Source organism: Bacteroides sp. 1_1_30, assembly GCF_020982715.1.
Classification (GTDB): domain Bacteria; phylum Bacteroidota; class Bacteroidia; order Bacteroidales; family Bacteroidaceae; genus Bacteroides; species Bacteroides xylanisolvens.
The window spans coordinates 12,445-30,603 of sequence record NZ_JAJKHN010000060.1; the positions used below are offsets into that span (position 1 = coordinate 12,445).

General features: G+C 43.4%; 19 protein-coding genes. 8 read left to right on the forward strand and 11 right to left on the reverse strand.

Annotated elements, in window-relative coordinates:
• Positions 1-77: 77 nt before the first annotated feature.
• Both LPH68_RS17315 and LPH68_RS17320 read right to left on the reverse strand, forming a co-directional pair.
• Complete coding sequence (locus LPH68_RS17315) at positions 78-926, reverse strand: ion transporter (protein ID WP_009040786.1); 849 nt, start codon at positions 924-926, stop codon at positions 78-80.
• Positions 927-1,003: 77 nt separating this feature from the next.
• Positions 1,004-1,984, reverse strand: a complete 981-nt coding sequence (locus tag LPH68_RS17320) for a lytic transglycosylase domain-containing protein (RefSeq protein WP_008021109.1) — start codon at positions 1,982-1,984, stop codon at positions 1,004-1,006.
• A gap of 311 nt (positions 1,985-2,295) precedes the next feature.
• On the opposite strand from LPH68_RS17320, the gene LPH68_RS17325 reads away from it, so the two are divergent.
• Together LPH68_RS17325 and LPH68_RS17330 are read left to right on the forward strand one after the other, a co-directional pair.
• Positions 2,296-3,609 carry a TIGR01777 family oxidoreductase gene (locus tag LPH68_RS17325; RefSeq protein WP_151923508.1) on the forward strand — a complete coding sequence of 438 codons (1,314 nt, stop codon included), beginning with the start codon at positions 2,296-2,298 and terminating at the stop codon, positions 3,607-3,609.
• Positions 3,610-3,787: 178 nt separating this feature from the next.
• On the forward strand, positions 3,788-4,063 hold the full coding sequence (locus LPH68_RS17330) for a GNAT family N-acetyltransferase (RefSeq protein WP_117684263.1): 276 nt from the start codon (positions 3,788-3,790) through the stop codon (positions 4,061-4,063).
• Between the two features lie 85 nt (positions 4,064-4,148).
• Here LPH68_RS17330 and LPH68_RS17335 read toward each other — a convergent pair whose 3' ends face one another.
• The 3 genes from LPH68_RS17335 to LPH68_RS17345 form a co-directional block, all read right to left on the reverse strand.
• Positions 4,149-4,415, reverse strand: coding sequence for a zinc ribbon domain-containing protein (locus LPH68_RS17335; RefSeq protein WP_004314772.1), 267 nt, complete (start codon positions 4,413-4,415; stop codon positions 4,149-4,151).
• A 118-nt stretch (positions 4,416-4,533) separates the two neighbouring features.
• Positions 4,534-5,265 carry an SDR family NAD(P)-dependent oxidoreductase gene (locus LPH68_RS17340; RefSeq protein WP_049703238.1) on the reverse strand — a complete coding sequence of 244 codons (732 nt, stop codon included), beginning with the start codon at positions 5,263-5,265 and terminating at the stop codon, positions 4,534-4,536.
• 20 nt (positions 5,266-5,285) lie between these two features.
• Positions 5,286-5,585 carry a nitrous oxide-stimulated promoter family protein gene (locus LPH68_RS17345; RefSeq protein ID WP_008021113.1) on the reverse strand — a complete coding sequence of 100 codons (300 nt, stop codon included), beginning with the start codon at positions 5,583-5,585 and terminating at the stop codon, positions 5,286-5,288.
• A gap of 184 nt (positions 5,586-5,769) precedes the next feature.
• Between LPH68_RS17345 and LPH68_RS17350 the strand changes: the two genes are divergently transcribed.
• Both LPH68_RS17350 and LPH68_RS17355 read left to right on the forward strand, forming a co-directional pair.
• Complete coding sequence (locus LPH68_RS17350) at positions 5,770-5,973, forward strand: hypothetical protein (protein ID WP_008771178.1); 204 nt, start codon at positions 5,770-5,772, stop codon at positions 5,971-5,973.
• A 120-nt stretch (positions 5,974-6,093) separates the two neighbouring features.
• The gene (locus LPH68_RS17355) at positions 6,094-7,467 is read left to right on the forward strand and encodes an MATE family efflux transporter (RefSeq protein ID WP_004314776.1); all 1,374 of its coding nucleotides are present in this window, start codon (positions 6,094-6,096) and stop codon (positions 7,465-7,467) included.
• A gap of 96 nt (positions 7,468-7,563) precedes the next feature.
• Here the strand turns inward: LPH68_RS17355 and LPH68_RS17360 are convergent, their stop codons facing one another.
• Positions 7,564-8,547, reverse strand: coding sequence for a fimbrillin family protein (locus LPH68_RS17360; protein WP_151923509.1), 984 nt, complete (start codon positions 8,545-8,547; stop codon positions 7,564-7,566).
• A gap of 60 nt (positions 8,548-8,607) precedes the next feature.
• Positions 8,608-10,548, reverse strand: coding sequence for an RluA family pseudouridine synthase (locus LPH68_RS17365; protein WP_151923510.1), 1,941 nt, complete (start codon positions 10,546-10,548; stop codon positions 8,608-8,610).
• Between the two features lie 119 nt (positions 10,549-10,667).
• On the opposite strand from LPH68_RS17365, the gene LPH68_RS17370 reads away from it, so the two are divergent.
• Together LPH68_RS17370 and LPH68_RS17375 are read left to right on the forward strand one after the other, a co-directional pair.
• Positions 10,668-11,195 carry a GDSL-type esterase/lipase family protein gene (locus LPH68_RS17370; protein ID WP_008771180.1) on the forward strand — a complete coding sequence of 176 codons (528 nt, stop codon included), beginning with the start codon at positions 10,668-10,670 and terminating at the stop codon, positions 11,193-11,195.
• 120 nt (positions 11,196-11,315) lie between these two features.
• Positions 11,316-11,780, forward strand: a complete 465-nt coding sequence (locus LPH68_RS17375; protein WP_230297032.1) for a MaoC family dehydratase — start codon at positions 11,316-11,318, stop codon at positions 11,778-11,780.
• 115 nt (positions 11,781-11,895) lie between these two features.
• On the opposite strand, the gene LPH68_RS17380 is transcribed toward LPH68_RS17375, so the two are convergent.
• Entirely contained in the window at positions 11,896-12,876 is a 981-nt protein-coding gene (locus tag LPH68_RS17380; protein ID WP_008771181.1) for a linear amide C-N hydrolase, read from the reverse strand.
• Between the two features lie 158 nt (positions 12,877-13,034).
• Between LPH68_RS17380 and LPH68_RS17385 the strand changes: the two genes are divergently transcribed.
• Positions 13,035-13,709, forward strand: coding sequence for a MarC family protein (locus LPH68_RS17385; RefSeq protein WP_004304823.1), 675 nt, complete (start codon positions 13,035-13,037; stop codon positions 13,707-13,709).
• 28 nt (positions 13,710-13,737) lie between these two features.
• Here the strand turns inward: LPH68_RS17385 and LPH68_RS17390 are convergent, their stop codons facing one another.
• From LPH68_RS17390 to bla, 3 genes are all read right to left on the reverse strand, one after another.
• On the reverse strand, positions 13,738-14,265 hold the full coding sequence (locus LPH68_RS17390) for a hypothetical protein (protein WP_008771182.1): 528 nt from the start codon (positions 14,263-14,265) through the stop codon (positions 13,738-13,740).
• Between the two features lie 21 nt (positions 14,266-14,286).
• A complete protein-coding gene (locus LPH68_RS17395; RefSeq protein ID WP_008771183.1) occupies positions 14,287-15,699 on the reverse strand; it encodes a GNAT family N-acetyltransferase in 1,413 nt (470 codons plus the stop codon).
• Positions 15,700-15,770: 71 nt separating this feature from the next.
• On the reverse strand, positions 15,771-16,652 hold the full coding sequence (gene bla, locus LPH68_RS17400) for a class A beta-lactamase, subclass A2 (protein ID WP_008997291.1): 882 nt from the start codon (positions 16,650-16,652) through the stop codon (positions 15,771-15,773).
• 286 nt (positions 16,653-16,938) lie between these two features.
• Here bla and LPH68_RS17405 point away from each other — a divergent pair, with 286 nt between their 5' ends.
• Entirely contained in the window at positions 16,939-18,135 is a 1,197-nt protein-coding gene (locus LPH68_RS17405; protein WP_060451129.1) for a hypothetical protein, read from the forward strand.
• Positions 18,136-18,159: the final 24 nt, after the last annotated feature.

Here is an 18,159-nt window from a genome sequence, read left to right on the forward strand (position 1 = left end):
TGCAAATATAGCATTTAATTTGTGATTCACGAAAATAGTGAATACCTTTTTCGTGTTAAATAAAGAATAGATATTGTTTAGTCATTATTCAATTTATGTCCGCAATATTTGCAAAACTCGGCATTGTCTTCGTGTCCGGAGCGATGGCAGTTGGGACATTCTTTGTCTCTTCTGCGTTTGTAGTCTTTCATCATGGAGGCAGATACGATCCCTGTCGGTACGGCAATAATTGTGTAACCAATTAGCATGACACAGGCGGAAAGGAATTTCCCAAGACCGGTGACGGGGGTGATGTCTCCATAGCCTACGGTAGTCATGGTGACGATAGCCCAGTAAATGCTGTTCGGGATGTTGTTGAACTGGGAGTTGGGTTGTGTTCCTTCAATCATATACATCAGCGTGCCGATGGAAGTCACCAGGATGACGACAAATAAGAAGAATACCGCAATCTTCTTGCTGCTTTCGCGTAAGGCGGTGAGTAGTCGTTCGCCTTCATTCAGAAAGTTGAAGAGCTTGAAGACACGGAATACCCGTATCAGGCGGAAAGCACGGATGATGAGCAGATAGCGTGCACCGGGGAAGAGCAGGCCGATGTAGAGCGGAAGGGTGGCTAGCAAGTCTACGATTCCGAAGAAGCTGAATATGTATTTCCGGGGACGGGGCGAGCAGTAGATTCTCGTCAGGTACTCGAAAGTGAAGAAAGCGGTGAAAAGGTACTCCATAATGACGAACGGAGTCGTCAGAAAGCTGGGAAGTCCTTTCAGGCTTTCGATGATGACAAGCAGTACGCTGACTAGAATACAGCCGATCAGAATCACGTCAAACAGTTTCCCGGCGGGAGTGTCCGATTCGAAGATGATGACGTACAACTTTCGTTTCAGTTTTTCGTCATGTAAAAAACGATGGATTCTTTCTTTCAGTTTCATACTAACAGTTCATACTAAATGCTATTTGGACGTTCCTCCGGCATCTTCTTGTAGAAAGAGGTTAGGGGAGAGGATTTTCAGTCAATGACCCATTGTTTATTATAAGCCTCTGTTTTTTTCGGATCGTAATACATACCTTCTTGTGTAGGAATATAGAGGGTGTATGTCTTTCCGGTCTTGTTCCTTAATGAGGTGTCGCGCAGCCAGGGGTTGGCATCACGGAGTTGTGCGTATGTGATACCTTGTGATTTGGCATAATCATTCAAATCATTGATGCTAGTGGAGACGGTCACCTTTTTGTAGGGAATGGGCGGATACAGATGTTCCCGCTTCAACAGAAACCCGTAACGTTGCGGGTTGTTGAATATCTCTTTGGCTGCCAATATGCGGAACATATAGCGGGAAGTTTCTTCTACCAGCCATAAGTCCATGGCATGACTTGCCAGTTGTTTGTCGAGTTGGGAGGAGATACGTCCCTGTCCGGCATTGTAGGCGGCGGAGACAGCCATCCAGTCTCCATATTTGGCATACGCTTGTTTGAAATATTTGCAGGCGGCTACGGTTGCTTTTTCAATGTGGTAGCGTTCGTCTACGTTGTCGTTCACTTCCAGTCCGAATTCCCGTCCGGTGGCGGGCATAAACTGCCACAGTCCTGCTGCTCCTGCCGGAGAGCGGGCGATGTTGTTCAGGTTACTTTCGATTACCATCAGGTATTTGAAGTCGTCGGGGATGCCGTTGGCTTTCAGTATCGGTTCTATGATGGGGAAGTATCGGTTGGCACGTTTTATCAGTAGCATGGTGGTGGAATGCATATAGGTGAAAGCCATCATTTCACGATCCATCCGTTCGCGGCGGTCATAGCGGCGGAGGTCAATGGTTTCTCCGTCAAAAGTAACCTGGGCGGGAACGGTGGGCGAGGTGACGCAATAAGGAACTTCCGATTTGGCGGAATGTTGTTCGGTCACCTGGCTGCTGCCTGTCAATACAGGAATGGATGCGCCGATGCAAAATACTAATATGAGCGTAAGAATATAGTTGATTTTAGTTTGTTTCTTCATTTATTTATTTCATTATTTCAATTAATACCATTCAGTTTCTTGTTCAGACTTTGTCGGACTGTTCACATACTTGCCATTCTCTCCAAACAGATCGCTTTCTGTATTCCGTCCGCCCTGTTTGTAGATGCCGTTCATCGTCTCCTTTATTTGATAGAACAAATTTTCTCTCTCTTTGTCAGTCTGTTCAGAGATTTTTTTCTTTCAGTATTAAAGTCTGCCTTGCAAAGATAGCCCCATTTTGTTTTTTTCAAAGAACTTTTCTTGCATTTTATACGTTTTTCTAGTAGAGTTAAAATAAATAATGAATCAAGATGAATATAGCAATGACCGGAGCTACCGGATATATAGGTAAACATCTTTCCAATTATCTCACAGAAAAGGGCGGACACCGGATTATTCCCTTGGGAAGATCGATGTTCCGCGAAGGTATGTCCGGACATTTGATTCAGACATTGACGCATTGCGACGTAATCATCAACCTGGCTGGCGCACCCATCAATAAGCGTTGGACACCGGAGTACAAACAGGAATTGTTCAACAGCCGCATTGTGGTGACGCACCGTATTATCCGTGCATTAAATGCCGTCAAGACAAAACCGAAACTGATGATTTCAGCTTCCGCCGTGGGCTATTATCCTCCGGAAGTGGAAGCGGACGAATATACCCGTACCCGCGGCGACGGTTTTCTTTCCGATCTCTGTTATGCATGGGAGAAAGAAGCCAAACACTGTCCCCAACCTACCCGGCTCGTCATTACACGCTTTGGCGTAGTGCTTTCTCCGGATGGGGGAGCGATGCAGCAGATGCTTCGTCCTTTGCAAGCCACGAAGGTAGCTACCGCCATCGGTCCCGGCACCCAGTCTTTCCCGTGGATAGCCATGCACGACCTTTGCCGTGCCATGGAGTTTTTTATCGCCCACGAAGAAACGCGGGGTGTGTATAATCTGGTCGCTCCGCAACAGATTTCGCAATATTCTTTTACCCGTGAGATGGGAAAAGCTTATCAGGCATGGACAACGATTGTTGCTCCGCAGCGGGCTTTCCGTATATTTTACGGTGAAGCGGCTTCTTTCCTTACAGCCGGTCAGAAAGTCCGCCCGACACGTCTGACGGAAGCCGGGTTCCGTTTTTCCATCCCTACTGTCGAACGTCTTTTTAAAGGTACGGATCACACCACGGTCTCCTCTCTCGACCTGAACCGATATATGGGACTTTGGTACGAAATAGCCCGCTACGAGAACCGTTTTGAACACGGGCTGGTAGATGTCACGGCCACTTACACGCTTCGTCCCGACGGTACGATTCGTGTGGAGAACCGGGGATGCAAGCGCAATTCTCCTTATGATATCTGCAAGACTGCCAACGGACACGCCAAGATACCCGATTCCGCGCAACCGGGTAAACTGAAAGTCTCTTTCTTCCTTAATTTCTACTCTGATTATTACATATTGGAGCTGGATGAAGAGAATTACAACTATGCCCTTGTAGGCAGCAGCACCGATAAATATCTCTGGATACTAAGCCGCACGCCGCAACTGCCCGAGGAAATCAAAAAGAAACTCGTCACCGCTGCCGAACGCCGCGGTTACGATACCAACCGGTTGCAATGGATAGAACAATTTTGATTATAAATATGCTTCATAATTAGTTTATATAATAAATCTAGGCACGAATTACGCTGATGAACACTGTTGCTTTATCCATGCGTCATTTTGAAGAAAAACGTAAAATCCGTGCCTGATAATAGATAATTATTAGGCAAGAGTACTTAAAACAATAATGAACTTTAAAACAACATAGATTATGGATTACGAAATTATTCATCAGCCCGAACAGCATTTGTTTAAGACAGAAGTAGACGGTCGTACCGCCTTTGTACAATATCGCCTCTTAGGTGATTCTCTCGACATCATTCACACCATCGTGCCCCGCCCGATAGAAGGTCGCGGAATAGCCGCCGCACTGGTGAAAGCTGCTTATGCCTATGCAATAGCCAACGGAATGAAACCGAAAGCCACTTGCTCTTATGCGGTAAAATGGTTGGAACGCCACCCGGAACTGAATGGCAATAGTGATTGATTTCAGTGAAAAAGCTTTAGAATGTAAAAATATGTCGAGATATGGTTTTAGGTTATTTTCGACACATTTCTATATTCATGATTGATTATTTCCATCTCTTCAACTGTGGGAAGAACTCTTTCATCGTTTTACGTGCTTCTTCCACCGTGTATTTCACTTCCGAGTCTTTATTGAACTCATCGAGGTAATTCAGGTTGAGTTCGATCATTTCGTCCATCGTACACTCTTTCGTGAAATGTCCGTCCGCATAGCAATAGTGGCAATAATCCTGATTCTTGCTACCGTCTGCTTCTTTTCCAAAAGTTGAGTCGTCTATCGGCATACCGCAACTCTGACAAATTTTTTGTTCCATCTTTTTTTGTTAGATTATAAGTTTATGTTACAGGACAAATATAGGTAGAATTATTGGAATAGGAGTTATCTGATCTTGCTAATTACCTGTTCATTTCCCGGCTTGTTCACTTTTGGGGTTAATTTGTTTTTACCGGCAGGCGTTTCCACATCCAGCGGGGAATCATTTTCCAGAAAAACACTAGAATCCGGTAACGCCAGTCGATTACTGCTACCCGTTGTTTGCGCTTCAGCGACCAGGAGATATGACGGCCCACTTCGGCGGCATCCATCAGCAGTGGATAATGCTTTCCGTCATTCAGTAAATCGGTGGCTACAAATCCGGGACGAATATCGGTAAAACGGATATGTAGCTTTTGCAGGTGTGACAGTTGTTCGAGCGCATCTATATAAGTGTTTTGAAAACGTTTGGTGGCAGAATAGGCAGGAGCAACTCCGAGCCCTTTCGTTCCGGCAATGGAACTGATAACGGCCAGGTGTCCGCCTCCGTTTTTCTTAAAGTACATGAATGCAGTGTCTACCATTCGGATAAAGCCTTCTACATTGGTGTGTGCTGTGTTCAATTCTACTTCCATGTTCAGGTCCATATTCTGGAAACCGATGCCGGAACTAAGAAGAAACAAATCCATGCCGCCTAGTTTGTCGATGAGCAGATTCAGCTTTTCGCTTGCATCCTCTTGGGTTACGTCTAATGCTTGGATTTGAATTTGATCCGGTGCTGCCCGTTGCAGGTTTTCGAGAGAAGATTGCCGTCTGCCGGCTACTCCGATTTTCCAGCCTTCCAGTAACAGGCATTTTGCAACTTCTTGTCCGATACCGGAGGTGGCTCCTATGATAATGGCTTTTTTCATTACTGATTTTTTTTAGTAAGTTATAGGTTCAATAAATGTCGTATGGTTTGCCAGGGTGCATAGAACAACATTCTCGGTCCGGAAAAACGCATTACCTGTCGCATTCGTTCGCGCAGGACAGGCTTGTAACAATGTACCGTGCATTCTTTGCATGCACCCTTTTTCTCTCCAAACGGACAACGGTCGAGACGGGCATGCGCATAGCGAAGCAGCTCTTCACAGTCGGTACAAAGAATCTTGTTTTTTTCTTTTTTCCGACAATAGAGGCGGATCATTAACTCTACTGTTTTCTTTTCGTGTGCGATGCGTGATACCTTCATCTCTTTCTTCTTTACACTTTGGATTGACAAAGATAGCGAAGATTATGTAGAATCACAGGCGTATTTTGTTAAAATGCATCTTTTTGGTGGGTATTTTCTTTTCTGATGGTAAATCATGAACAGGCTTTTTGAAACATCTTCTGAAGAGCTTGTGGATGACGGAAACAATCTGTATCTTTGCGGCATGAAAAAGTTATTATGTCCGCAATGCAAGATTGCAGCCATGTATGTGAAGAATGAACAGGGGGAAAGGCTGCTGGTTTATGTGCTCGAAAATGGTGAAGTCGTTCCCAAATATCCGGAAGATTCGATGGAAGGGTTCGACTTGACAGAGGTTTTCTGCCTGGGTTGTTCGTGGCATGGTTCGCCTAAACGACTTGTTAAGTGATTAACTGTTTAGTGTTTAATCACAATTTTTTGATTTATGTCAACTAAAAGAGGGATGGGAAACAAGGATTAATTCGTTGAATATTCCGTATCTTTGCGCCCAATTTTAGAACATAGACGTATGGCAACTTCTAAAGAAATGACGGCGGGGCCGGCATTACCTCTCATTTTAAAGTTTACACTGCCGCTTTTACTCGGCAATCTGTTGCAACAAACGTATTCGCTTGTTGATGCTGCAATTGTAGGAAAGTTCTTGGGAATAAACGCGTTAGCTTCTGTTGGAGCCAGCACGTCAGTGGTATTTCTCATTCTCGGGTTCTGCAATGGATGTTGCGGAGGGTTCGGAATACCCGTTGCGCAGAAGTTTGGGGCGCGGGATTACAGTACGATGCGCAGTTATGTGGCTGTCAGTCTGAAACTGGCTGCGGGAATGTCGGTGGTGATTGCGCTTCTCACCTGTATTTTATGTGAGGATATTCTTCGGATCATGCGTACACCGGAGAATATTTTTGAAGGGGCTTATGCTTATCTGCTTGTCACTTTTATCGGTGTGCCGTGTACGTTTTTCTATAATCTTCTTTCGAGCATTATCCGTGCGTTGGGAGACAGTAAGACGCCTTTCTGGTTTCTGTTGTTTGCGGCTGTTCTGAATATCATTCTCGACTTGTTCTGTATTCTGGTACTTGACTGGGGAGTGGCGGGAGCTGCTATTGCTACTGTCTTTTCGCAAGGATTGTCGGCTGTTCTTTGCTACATTTATATGTACCGGAAGTTTGAAATATTGCAAGGTACTCCGAAAGAACGCCGGTTTCAGTCGAAACTGGCTAAGACGCTGCTCTACATCGGTGTGCCTATGGGATTGCAGTTTTCTATCACGGCTATCGGCAGCATCATGCTTCAGAGTGCGAATAATGCCTTGGGAACGGCGTGTGTGGCAGCCTTTACGTCTGCTATGCGCATCAAGATGTTCTTTATCTGTACGTTCGAGAGTTTGGGCATTGCGATGGCTACATATAGCGGACAGAATTACGGAGCGGGTAAACCGGAACGTATTTGGTTGGGAATCAAGGCTAGTGCTCTGATGATGATTATTTATGCGGCTTTCACGTTCCTTCTTCTGATGGTAGGGGCTAAATATTTCGCGTTGATCTTCGTAGACCCGTCGGAAACGGAGATTCTGCTGGATACGGAGTTGTTCCTGCATGTCTCCTGTATGTTTTTCCCGATGCTTGGTTTGTTGTGCATCTTGCGTTATACCATTCAGGGAGTGGGCTTTACCAATCTTGCCATGTTCTCCGGAGTGGCGGAGATGATTGCTCGTATTCTTGTCAGTCTCTATGCCGTACCAGTATTTGGTTTTATTGCTGTCTGCTACGGTGATCCGATGGCTTGGATAGCGGCAGACTTATTCCTCGTGCCGGCCTTTATCTACGTTTATCGCAGGTTGAAGAAGCAGGTATTTACGAATAGTCAGGTTACGCAAACGGTGGCATGATTGCCGGTTGGTGGTTTGCGTAACCCGGTTTGCAGTTTGCATAACCCGGTTTGTGGCTTGCGTAACCTGGTTTGCTTTGATTTTATTTCGGATATTTTAATCTTGTACAGGGTATAGCGGGTTTCCGCTTTCGTCTACCTCTGTCCATTCTTTCACACTGACATTGGCGAATGAGATGGAGTTTTCATTGATAACTGCCCGGAAAAGGTATGAATTTCCGGCTGACAGGAGGTTGTTGGGTGGAGTGAGCGGAGTGGTGTAGGTACGTGAAAAGCTTTCTCCGTTTACCATCAGCTCCAGTGTCAAGGTCATGGGAGAGGAGCTCTTTACGGGTAGCATGATATATTGTACGGTGAAGTCGTTGATTCCCATATCGGCTGCTTTGTCATAGCTGACTTCCGAAGTGATGATACCTGTTGACAAGTCCATGATTGCGCCCGGTTTCGGCGGAGTGATGGTAGCGGAAAGTATCTTGTTTAAAGTGATATTTTCTCCTCCGGCGATCGCTACAACTACTTGCGTGGCTGCGTGTTGGTAGGTTATGGGGATATTTACCTGTGAACTGGCGATGTCCTGATGAACCGCGTGCCACCAAAGATAATCTACTCCGTTGGATAAAGGTTCGGATAGTCCGTTGGTGAAAGTGGGCGCCGGGCTGGTGGAATTGCATGATACGGCATAAAAGCTATAGATAGCATTGCTCAAATACATTTTATATCCTAGATTTCCTGTCAGTACACCGGGGGAGGAGGTGACATAGTTGCCTTGAGCAACGGGAGCGCCTGTGATATTGTTCGATGTGTTGGCTGTATAGGCACACAACCAGCTTTGAAGTCCTTTTCCCATGGGGGACATGGCTCGTGTGATGTTTCGTCCTTCTACGGAAGCACTGAAAGTAATCAGTGCATTTTCTTTGGCCGGGTTGCCGTTGTTGTCATCATTGCCGGAGCCGGATGAACCTCCGTTGTTTTCTTCGTCAGGATAGTTGATGTAGATATTGTTTTTGGAGCAGGCTCCCAGTAGCAGCATTGCTAAAGCAGATACAGCTAAATACTTTGTAATGTGGAATTTGATGTCCATAGTCAGGTTCTTTTTGAAAATTAGTAATTACCCCTATATACATTTCAAAAAGAATTTGGTTCATGGCTTAATCATATTTTTATGGAAATCGGCCTCTTTCTGTATGCAGAGAATGTCTCCGTATATGGGATGGCGGAACTCTATATATTCGGCATGGAGGTATAGTCTGTCTGCTTTCTTTCCGTAGAGTTCGTCTCCAAGTATGGGGCATCCCAAGCCTTCCGGATGAGCAGCGTGTACCCGTAACTGATGTGTGCGTCCGGTCAATGGATAGAAGATAATCCGGGTGTATTTTCTTGACTCATTGATACTACTTTCTGATTCATTAATCCTGTTTGATTCGTTGAAAGTGTTTTCAGATTCACTGGTAATTCTTTCAGACTCACTGATGATCTGATATTCTGTAATCGCTTCTTTCCCGTGTTCGCTACTGACCATTTGCCGAGGGCGGTCGAGAGGATTCAGACAAAGAGGGAGTTCGATTCTTCTTGTATTTCCTGTTCTTTCTGTTCTTTTTGTCTTTTTGTCTTTTTCTACTTTTTCTGTCCTTTCTGGTCTTAGTTCTGTATTTTCTAGTGCTAAATCAGTTCTTTCTACTTTTGCTGTTTTTTTCGTTGATACAGTTTCCTCTGCTATTAATGTTGTTTCCTCTGCTATTGGTTTTGTTTCCTTCTCCTTCTCTGTCTGCACTATCACCCCATCCAACACCGCCACATAGCGTTTCTTAATACTTCTGTTTGCAAATTGTGCCTGTAAATCCCGATGTACCTCTTTTGTTTTGGCAACGAGCAATAATCCTGAAGTAGCCATATCGAGCCGGTGTACAATCATGGGGCCGGTAGCTTCGGGATACTTCTTCTTCAAACGATGATAGACTGAATCTCTGTCCTCTGCTTTTCCCGGAACGGACAACATCCCTGCCGGTTTATTGACTACCAGTAACCATTCATCCTCAAACACGATTTCCAGTTCTTCCTCTTCATGAACAGGGTTCAGCAGAGGATTCTCGTCTACCTCCAATCCTTGCAACATGTGTTGCAGAATCGGTTCGCACTTTCCTTTGCAGGAAGGATAATAATATCCGTGATGCCGGATTTCGTTTTTAGGAGAGTCGCCCCACCAGAATTCAGCCATAGCCAATGGCTTTAATTGATGAAGATACGCATATTGCAATAACTTAGGCAAAGCACATTCACCCGCACCGGCAGGAGGAACTTTCTGAACCGTTTGCTCAAAAATAGTATATAAGTCTTTCACCTCTCCTTGGGCATTTAGCATCCGGAACTGCTCGAATAATTTTCTTTGTAAAGCTGCCGAACGTTCTTTTCGTTCGGTTTTCAGTCGTTCTATTTCAATATCGAAGTGCCTGACTTCCGTTTCGAGCTCTTCCAATCGTTTCTTCCATTCCTTTTCCAGTCGTTTGTATTCCGCTTTTTGGTATTGGCTTTCCCGAATCAGGGAGGCTTGTTCTTCTTCGGAAAGCTCCGGAGATGACTGGCGGCGAATCTCTCTCGCCTCCTTTGCCATTTTAAGCTCCGCTTTTGCTTGATTCAAAACAGCTTTAGCCTGTTCCGTTTCTATCTTCCATTTCTCTTTTGAATCGAGATAAGAACTACTGTTTTCCAATTCACGAATACGGATATTAATGGCAGAAATCTGTTCTTCTTCGATTTTGAAGAATCCCTCTGGTTGTAATAGGTCATAAACAGGAGGAACGAAATAAGGATGCAGATTCTTTCCGCCCAGATTGCCGGAGAAAGCTGCAAGATAACCAATCTGATTTTCTTCGTTGTTTGTTATTCCGTTGTCCGTTTGCACAATCAACACTCCAAACATCTTTCCGGAAGCCAATTCCTCTTGCCATTCTTTCCGGCTTGCAATATATTCTTTCACTTCTTCCGCAGCCAACACACACAATGGATGAGGTGTATAATGGAAAGGATAAGTGAATTTCTCCGGCAACGCAAGGTGAGAAACGGGTTTCTTGAAAAAATGTATCATCGGTTTATATATATGAATGAATGTGATTACCTTTGCAAAAGTAACGTAAATCCGCGAATTTTATTCTATATTTGTTTGAGAGTTTGAGTGAGATAACGTGGACGTTTGAATGAAATTGTATGGATAGGATAGAAGAAAAACCAAAATTTGCCTTTCTTGGCAACAGTCACATGGCTTTTTGGGCACTGGATATCTATTTCCCACAATGGGAATGTCTGAACTATGGTGCTCCCGGTGAAGGGCTGGCCTATGTGGAGTCTTTTGCGGTAGACACTTCCGGTTGCCAGGTCGTTGTTCAATTCGGAACCAATGATATTTATCAGTTGAACGATGAAAATATAGATGAATATGTAGAGCGTTATGTAAAAGCGGTTCTTGCCGTCCCTTCACTGAAAACATATCTTTTCTGTATTTTTCCGCGTAATGATTATGATGATTACAGTACGGCTGTGAATAAATTTATCCAGATCCTTAACCGGAAGATACACGAAAAATTGCAGGGAACAGATATTGTCTATCTGGACGTATTCAATCGTTTATTGCAGGATGGCAGGCTGAATCCGGAGTTGACTCTCGACGATTTACATTTGAATGGTAAGGGGTATAGTATTCTGACAGAAGCACTGAAACAGGCTTCCGGTTTGTAAAACATACCTAAATACTTCATTCCTTGCTTTTATTTATAAATTTGGTGGCATATCAGTTTATTTTTCCTATTTTTGTCCCCAATTTAATAGTAAATAACCCCCATAAAAACGATAAGACTTATGGAAAAAGTAATTATCAATTCGTACGAAGAATTCGAAAAACTAGTAGGTCAACAGATAGGTGTTTCCGATTATGTGGAACTCTCGCAGGAACGTATTAATCTTTTTGCTGATGCAACGCTGGATCATCAATGGATTCATGTAGATACGGAACGTGCGAAAGTAGACAGCCCTTATCATAGCACGATTGCTCATGGCTACCTGACATTGTCTATGCTTCCTTGTCTGTGGAATCAGATTATCCAGGTAAATAACCTGAAAATGATGATTAACTACGGTATGGACAAAATGAAATTCGGTCAGGCTGTATTGTCAGGACAGAGCATCCGTCTGGTGACTACTTTGCACTCGCTGACTAATCTGCGTGGTGTGGCAAAAGCGGAAATCAAGTTTGCTATCGAAATAAAAGACCAACCGAAAAAAGCACTTGAAGGAATTGCTGTGTTCCTTTATTATTTCAATTAATGGCAAGCTGTTAAAGAAACAGATTTTATCCCCGGAAATGATCGAAATACGTCTCAAAAGTTAGATACAAAAACTTTTGGGATGTGCTTCAGATGGATCGTTTCCGGGGATAATTTTATCCTTTTACTCCCATAAATCTGAACGGCTGTGCCGGTTTAAACTCTTTCGTTGCATTTCCATGATAAGTTTCATCGTTGGCGATAGATAATTTGAGTACCGGAGCTCCTTCCGACAAGTCTGTTTCCCGTAAGTTTACCCAGAATGTATTAGGTGTCAGACTTGATTCGAAGAAGTAGAGCAAATTCTTACTATCCGATACCGTTCTCCATTGTGTGGTGGAAATTTCCGGAAATTCGGGAGTGGATATGCCATAAGGAACAGAAGTATTACGGATAACGCTGAATACGCTTGCTATGGCTATTCTCACATCATCTGTTTGGGGCAGGGCATTGATATAAAAACTGGCTCTTGCAAAACGGTCGGACGGACGGTTGGTTCCGGGCAGGAAGCTCAATCCTCCTATTGATTTCCAGTATTCGTTTAGTGCCAGTTGCTTGTTGTAGGTAGGGGAGTTGGTCATTACTTTGTACTCCTTGCTGTGGTAAACAGTCAACTTTCCACCCGTATATTCGAATATCGCACAATCGCCCGTTGCGTCGGAAATAGATAAATGCAAGGTTGCCAGGCGGGAACCATCCGGCATCAGGTCCGATACCACTTGGAAAGTATTTTCATCAATGAAAGCGACGGCCTCGTCTACGGTGGCGAAGTTATCCAGCATATATTGCACCCATGCAGTAATGGCAAGTCCCGGTTTACTTTGATCTCTGACCGGGTATTCCGTTTCGGGTAACCATAACAGATTGGCAACTAATCCTTTTTCATTCATCCCGTCTGTACTGGCAATCTCGAAAGCCGAAGTCACCACGCTGCCATACTTGGACGTCCATTTCAGGGAGTTGGCTCCCGTTTCTCCATTTCTTTCTATACCTTTGGGAAATACCCAAAGATTGCTGTGCATTTCTGTTTTCCAGTCCATAGACCGGCCGGTTGCCACCATTCCATTTTTTCCCGAATAAACGACTCTTGTACACATAATTTTAATTTCTAGTTAAAGGTTTATTATAAGCTGCTTTCACAAGGTATTCAACCGATGCGGATTCCTCTCGCAAAAGCATATTCTCAAAACAATAACGTTTCATTTATGTTTTAGATACATATCAGATATTAATAAAGTATCAAAAAACAGGTATTATGTCATTAAGTAATCTTCTCATCATATTTTCGTCATCGTTTATGGCGCTGTTTCCGGTGATAAATCCTTTGGGGAATGGTTTTGTCGTCAATGGATTCTTTACAGACCTCGATCCTCAACAACGGAAAGCAGCCATTCAGAAGCTGACGCTCAATTTTATAATGATCGGTGTAGGGACATTGGTGATAGGACATCTGTTTCTATTGATTTTCGGTTTGGCTATTCCTGTTATTCAGTTAGGAGGTGGAATATTGATTTGTAAGACGGCAATGGAGCTGTTGGGCGATTCAGGTTCGTCTGATAAAGAAGAAGCCAGTAAGAATGTAGACGGTTTCAGATGGAAAAACATCGAGCAGAAGATATTTTATCCCATCACGTTTCCTATCAGTATCGGACCGGGCAGTATATCGGTTATCTTTACTTTGATGGCGTCTGCCAGTGTTAAAGGCAAATTGTTGCAAACTGGGATTAATTATTTGGTCATTGCGCTTGTCATTATTTGTATGGCGGCCATCTTTTATGTATTCCTTTCACAAGGACAGAGGTTTATTCAGAGGTTGGGACCGGTGGGAAATCAAATTATTAATAAGCTCGTAGCCTTTTTTACTTTCTGTATCGGTATTCAGATTTCGGTGACGGGTATATCCCAGATATTCCATCTGAATATACTCTAATTGAACGGTGAGATAAAAGCGATAGAAATTATCTGTTTTTCTTTGTTTTCATGGCTTTCAGGGTGTTTTTTCGTACGGAACGGATAGCGGGAACCAGTAAGTCGGGCTCCATGATTTCCAGTATTGTGCGTAGTTCCTGTTGTAGTTCCGGGATGGAGCGTGTCAGTTGATAAGCCAGTTTCATGCAGAGCGATTGCACGCCCGGTGGTTCCTCGCGGGATATCATGCGTTCCATGCAGAAATCGAGGAAATCCACTCGTGGCGGATCGGCGGCAGGTTGCTGGCATATCAGGTTCAGGATCATTCTCCGTTTTCCCGAGTGTGGGCAGGTCATGGCAGCGTCGATCAATTCTTCTTGTTTCCGGCTCAACCATGCTACATCTGCCTTTGAGAAATGAGTACATACCCACAATGCCTGATAGGAGACGATAGCGTCTTCATCGAATATCAGTTGGTAGATTTCTTCTCTAAGCCGTTCATCATCCTGTATAAAGTGGAGTACCTCTCTGATATCTTCAATGTGTACTCGTTCGGATAATCTTGCACGTAGGTTCATGTAGCTTTCGTTTGGGGGAAATTAATCTCTATTAGCGGAATCAGCTTCCGGCAGTTGCAAATGGAGAATAGGGAAAGGTTTGCCCATGCTGTCCGTTTCATCTCTGCCGATGATTTGGAATCCCAAATGGAGATAGAACTGGAGTGCTTTTTCATTCTGCTCGTTTACGTCCACCTTATCCATATGTTTTTTGTCTCTTGCATATTCCATTAATCGTTTGCCATATCCTTTTCCCTGTTCGTCGGGGTGTACGAATAACATTTCGATCAGTTCGTCGCTCAATCCCATGAAGGCGGCCATCTTTCCGTTGGCATTCCGGATAACAAAAAGTTCAACAGCGGGTAGATAATGCTTCCGTACCAGTGGTTTATAGAACTGGATATGTTCTTCCGTCAGGAAATTATGCGTGTGGCGAACGGACATTTCCCATACATGGAGGATTTCATCATAGTCTTCCGGAGTAGGTTGGGAGATGCCGGGCAGGTAGTAGCACTGGTGGTCGTAGATGTTTCCGTTGTAAGTCAGTTCTGCCTGATGAAGTGTACCTTCATAGATGAAACCGTTCTTTTTCAGTACTTTCTGCGAACGTTTATTGTGCGGATAACAGGTCGCTGTGATGAGGCTAAGCCGCAATTCTTCAAAGCCATAGTTGAGGACACCCTGCACTGCTTCGGTCATGTACCCTTTGCCCCAATGAGATTCGTCGAGCCAGTAACCCAACATTCTCACTTGCGGATTTTCGCGTTTAGGATCGGGGATAATTCCTACCGAACCGATTAGCTGTTTTGTATCTTTTAGTATCACTGCCCATATTCCCTCTTGGTTGATAAATGTGGAATGAAGTATCCGGCGGGATTCATCCAACGTACGATGGGGTGGCCATCCGGCATTGTTTCCCAAATTCGGGTTCTGGCAACAAGCAAAGAACGCTTCAGCATCTCTTTCTTCGAAAGGGCGGAGAAATAAACGTTCTGTATGGAGCGTCACGGGGGGAATATTTTCTATGTCAGTTTCCTGTCTTGCTTTGTTTTTCGATTCGTTTGCAGTTTTCCGATATACGCACTCAATCCGGTTTCCGTCAGGATCGAGGACTACACTTTCAAAGTATCCGTCTCCCGAAGTACGCGGTTCGCCGGCGATGGTATATCCTTCCGAACGCATTTGTTCGGTGAAGCGTAATACTTCTTCCTGGCTGGGGAAGGTGAAAGCAAAGTGTGTCAGTCCAACCCTGTTTTCTTCAATGGGAGTGTTCTGTACATCTGTACGGCTCATCAGTTCCAAGTCTGTTCCCTCTCCAAAGGAGATAAAATAGGACTCGAATCCTTTCTTGGGATTGATATATTTTTCGTTGCTTTTTCCTCCGAAGAAGCGGACATAGAACTCTTTTAGTTCTTCCAGACGAAAAGTCCAGATAGCGATATGATGTAGTTTCATATAAATGAATTTTCTAATTTCTATTACTTTGTTTCAATCTTCATTCGTACCGAATGTACTTTGTCTCCATCTTAATGCTGCACTACATATTCGTAAACGATACGGGAAATATCAGCGATAATTTTACTGTTCGCTTGATTATTTTCTTCAGAATCCTTCACGAAGACAGCTATACTATAAGTACGTCCACCGGGCAAAAGAACGAAACCGATGTCATTACAACCGATTTGTTGTCCTTTCGCATTAAGATCTCCCGTTCCGGTTTTATGACCTACGGTTACTTTTTTGTCGAGCAACGGAGCAACCAGACGGTCTTGTCCGGTTTGACATTCTATCATTGTTTGAAATATGAAGTCTTTGTACACTTTGGGAAACAATGGCTTCTTACGGAATATTTCCACTAATTCGGCTGCGGCTAACGGAGTAGTCCAATTTTCATAACATAGGTTCAAGTCTTCGTGCATGGCAGTTTCCGTACCGGCAATGGCACATTCCCGAATTCCCAGTGAATGGATATACTTGTTTACGGCATTCGGACCTCCCTGATAATCAAAAAGAATATCGCAGGCATTGTTGTCACTCTGTTGGAGTGTATATTTTAGCAGGTCGGCAATACTCATTTCAATTCCGCCCTGCGGATATTTATCTCGTAGCGGACTGTAAGTATCCGGCTTTAAATCCGATTTTTTAATGGGTAACCGGGTTTCCAGCGATTGCCTCTGTTTTCCCATATAATCGGCCAATGCTAATGCTTGATGAAACTTGAATACGCTCATCAGTGGATAGTGAATATCATTATTGACAGTTACCGTATCTTTCCCATCAATGATGACGGCTATTCCTATTTCGGCCTTCTTTCCCTTGATGGCTTCTTTCAACTGTGTCTCAAGTTGAGTTTGTCGGGCAAACAGGAGGGTGGGGACTAAACAAAGAAATACTATGAATGAACGCATAATCAATTTCTCTTTTAACGGGTTACTAATTCTCTATTGAAATCATATTCTCTGTTGAAGTCACAAAGGTATAAATAGTAATTGCCTTTGCAAATTCTTACTTGAAATTTATAGTTGTATAATGAATATGTAGAGTTAGTTTCTTAATTTTTGTAGTAATAAAAATATTGATACAGAAATTAGGTTTACTATTTCATTTGTGTTATTTTTGTGATATCTTATTACTGAAATATATACTATGTAAATATTTGGAAGTAGTAACACACCATTAAAAGACAAAACTAATATGAGCACTTTTCGTTCTATAGAAGAACTTGTCAAAAGTCTGGACCGGGAGAAAGAACTCTTGAAAGAAATGTTTGCTAAACGGAAATCTCTTTCGTTCCGTTATGATTATGCGCTTGAAATGACGGAGTACAAAGAAGAGCGTATCCGCTATCTGATAGACTATGGAGTCATCCGGGACACTGGCGACTTTCTTGAAATGGAGGATATTTATCTGAAATTCTTTGAAGATGTGCTCGAAGTAAATGAAGAAATCAATGTATCTTTCGTGCAGGATTACCTGACACGACTGAATGAAAACATTGACTATTACTTGAAAGAGAATAACGAACAACGTAAATACAACTACCAGCGTGAAGTGAAACGCTGCTTGAAAAACATCGCTCTGACTACAGTCCGCAATGTGATGGATCTGAAAAGAAACATGGATAATACCTATAAGAACGAACCTAATTATAAGATAAAAAAGACCAAACTTGTCCGCCTCGATGAGAAACGGAATAATATTGCTCTGCTGATTCGTAAAAGTGAGGAATTGATAGACTACGGACAGCCTGTTTTCTTCCGGGTGGCGATGGACGTACAAATGCGGAATGTAGTTAGTGACGTGAAACTTCAGCTAAATGACTCGTACCATAACCTGATTGAAATCCAGAAACAAATCATCCATTATCTGAATCTGATAGATTATCAGAACCGTATCTTTGAGAAAGTAAAGAAGTTGAAGTACTTGAAAGACCAGTTCTTGTTGGAAGAACATACAAGTATCCGTTCTGTTGCCGCACAAAAAAATCCTGTCTGGATGGAGCCGCAGGTCGGTTATCGCATCAAGCTTTCCATTGATAATCTACGGACTTCCGATGAGGCTTTTCAGATTTTGAAGAAACTTGTCGCGCGGCAGAAAAATTCTCCGAAAGGAATGAAACAACTGGCAGATGCCATTCCGGAAGGATACCTGGATGGGCAGTCGCAAATGATAGATACCGTAAACTTGCAGGAAGTGCATAATTCATTTATGGCGTCCAGCACCCACCTGTTCTCTTTTGTGATGAACTATCGCTACCGGAAAGAGGTGACACGTGGAGAGAAATTAATCTTTTTCTGCCAACTGGCATCACAGTATGCCGACGAACTTCGCTTTACGGATACTTATGAAATCTCCGATGAAGTGGAATACCCTTTAATATATGCCAAATGATGTATGCTGAATGCTAAAAACAGA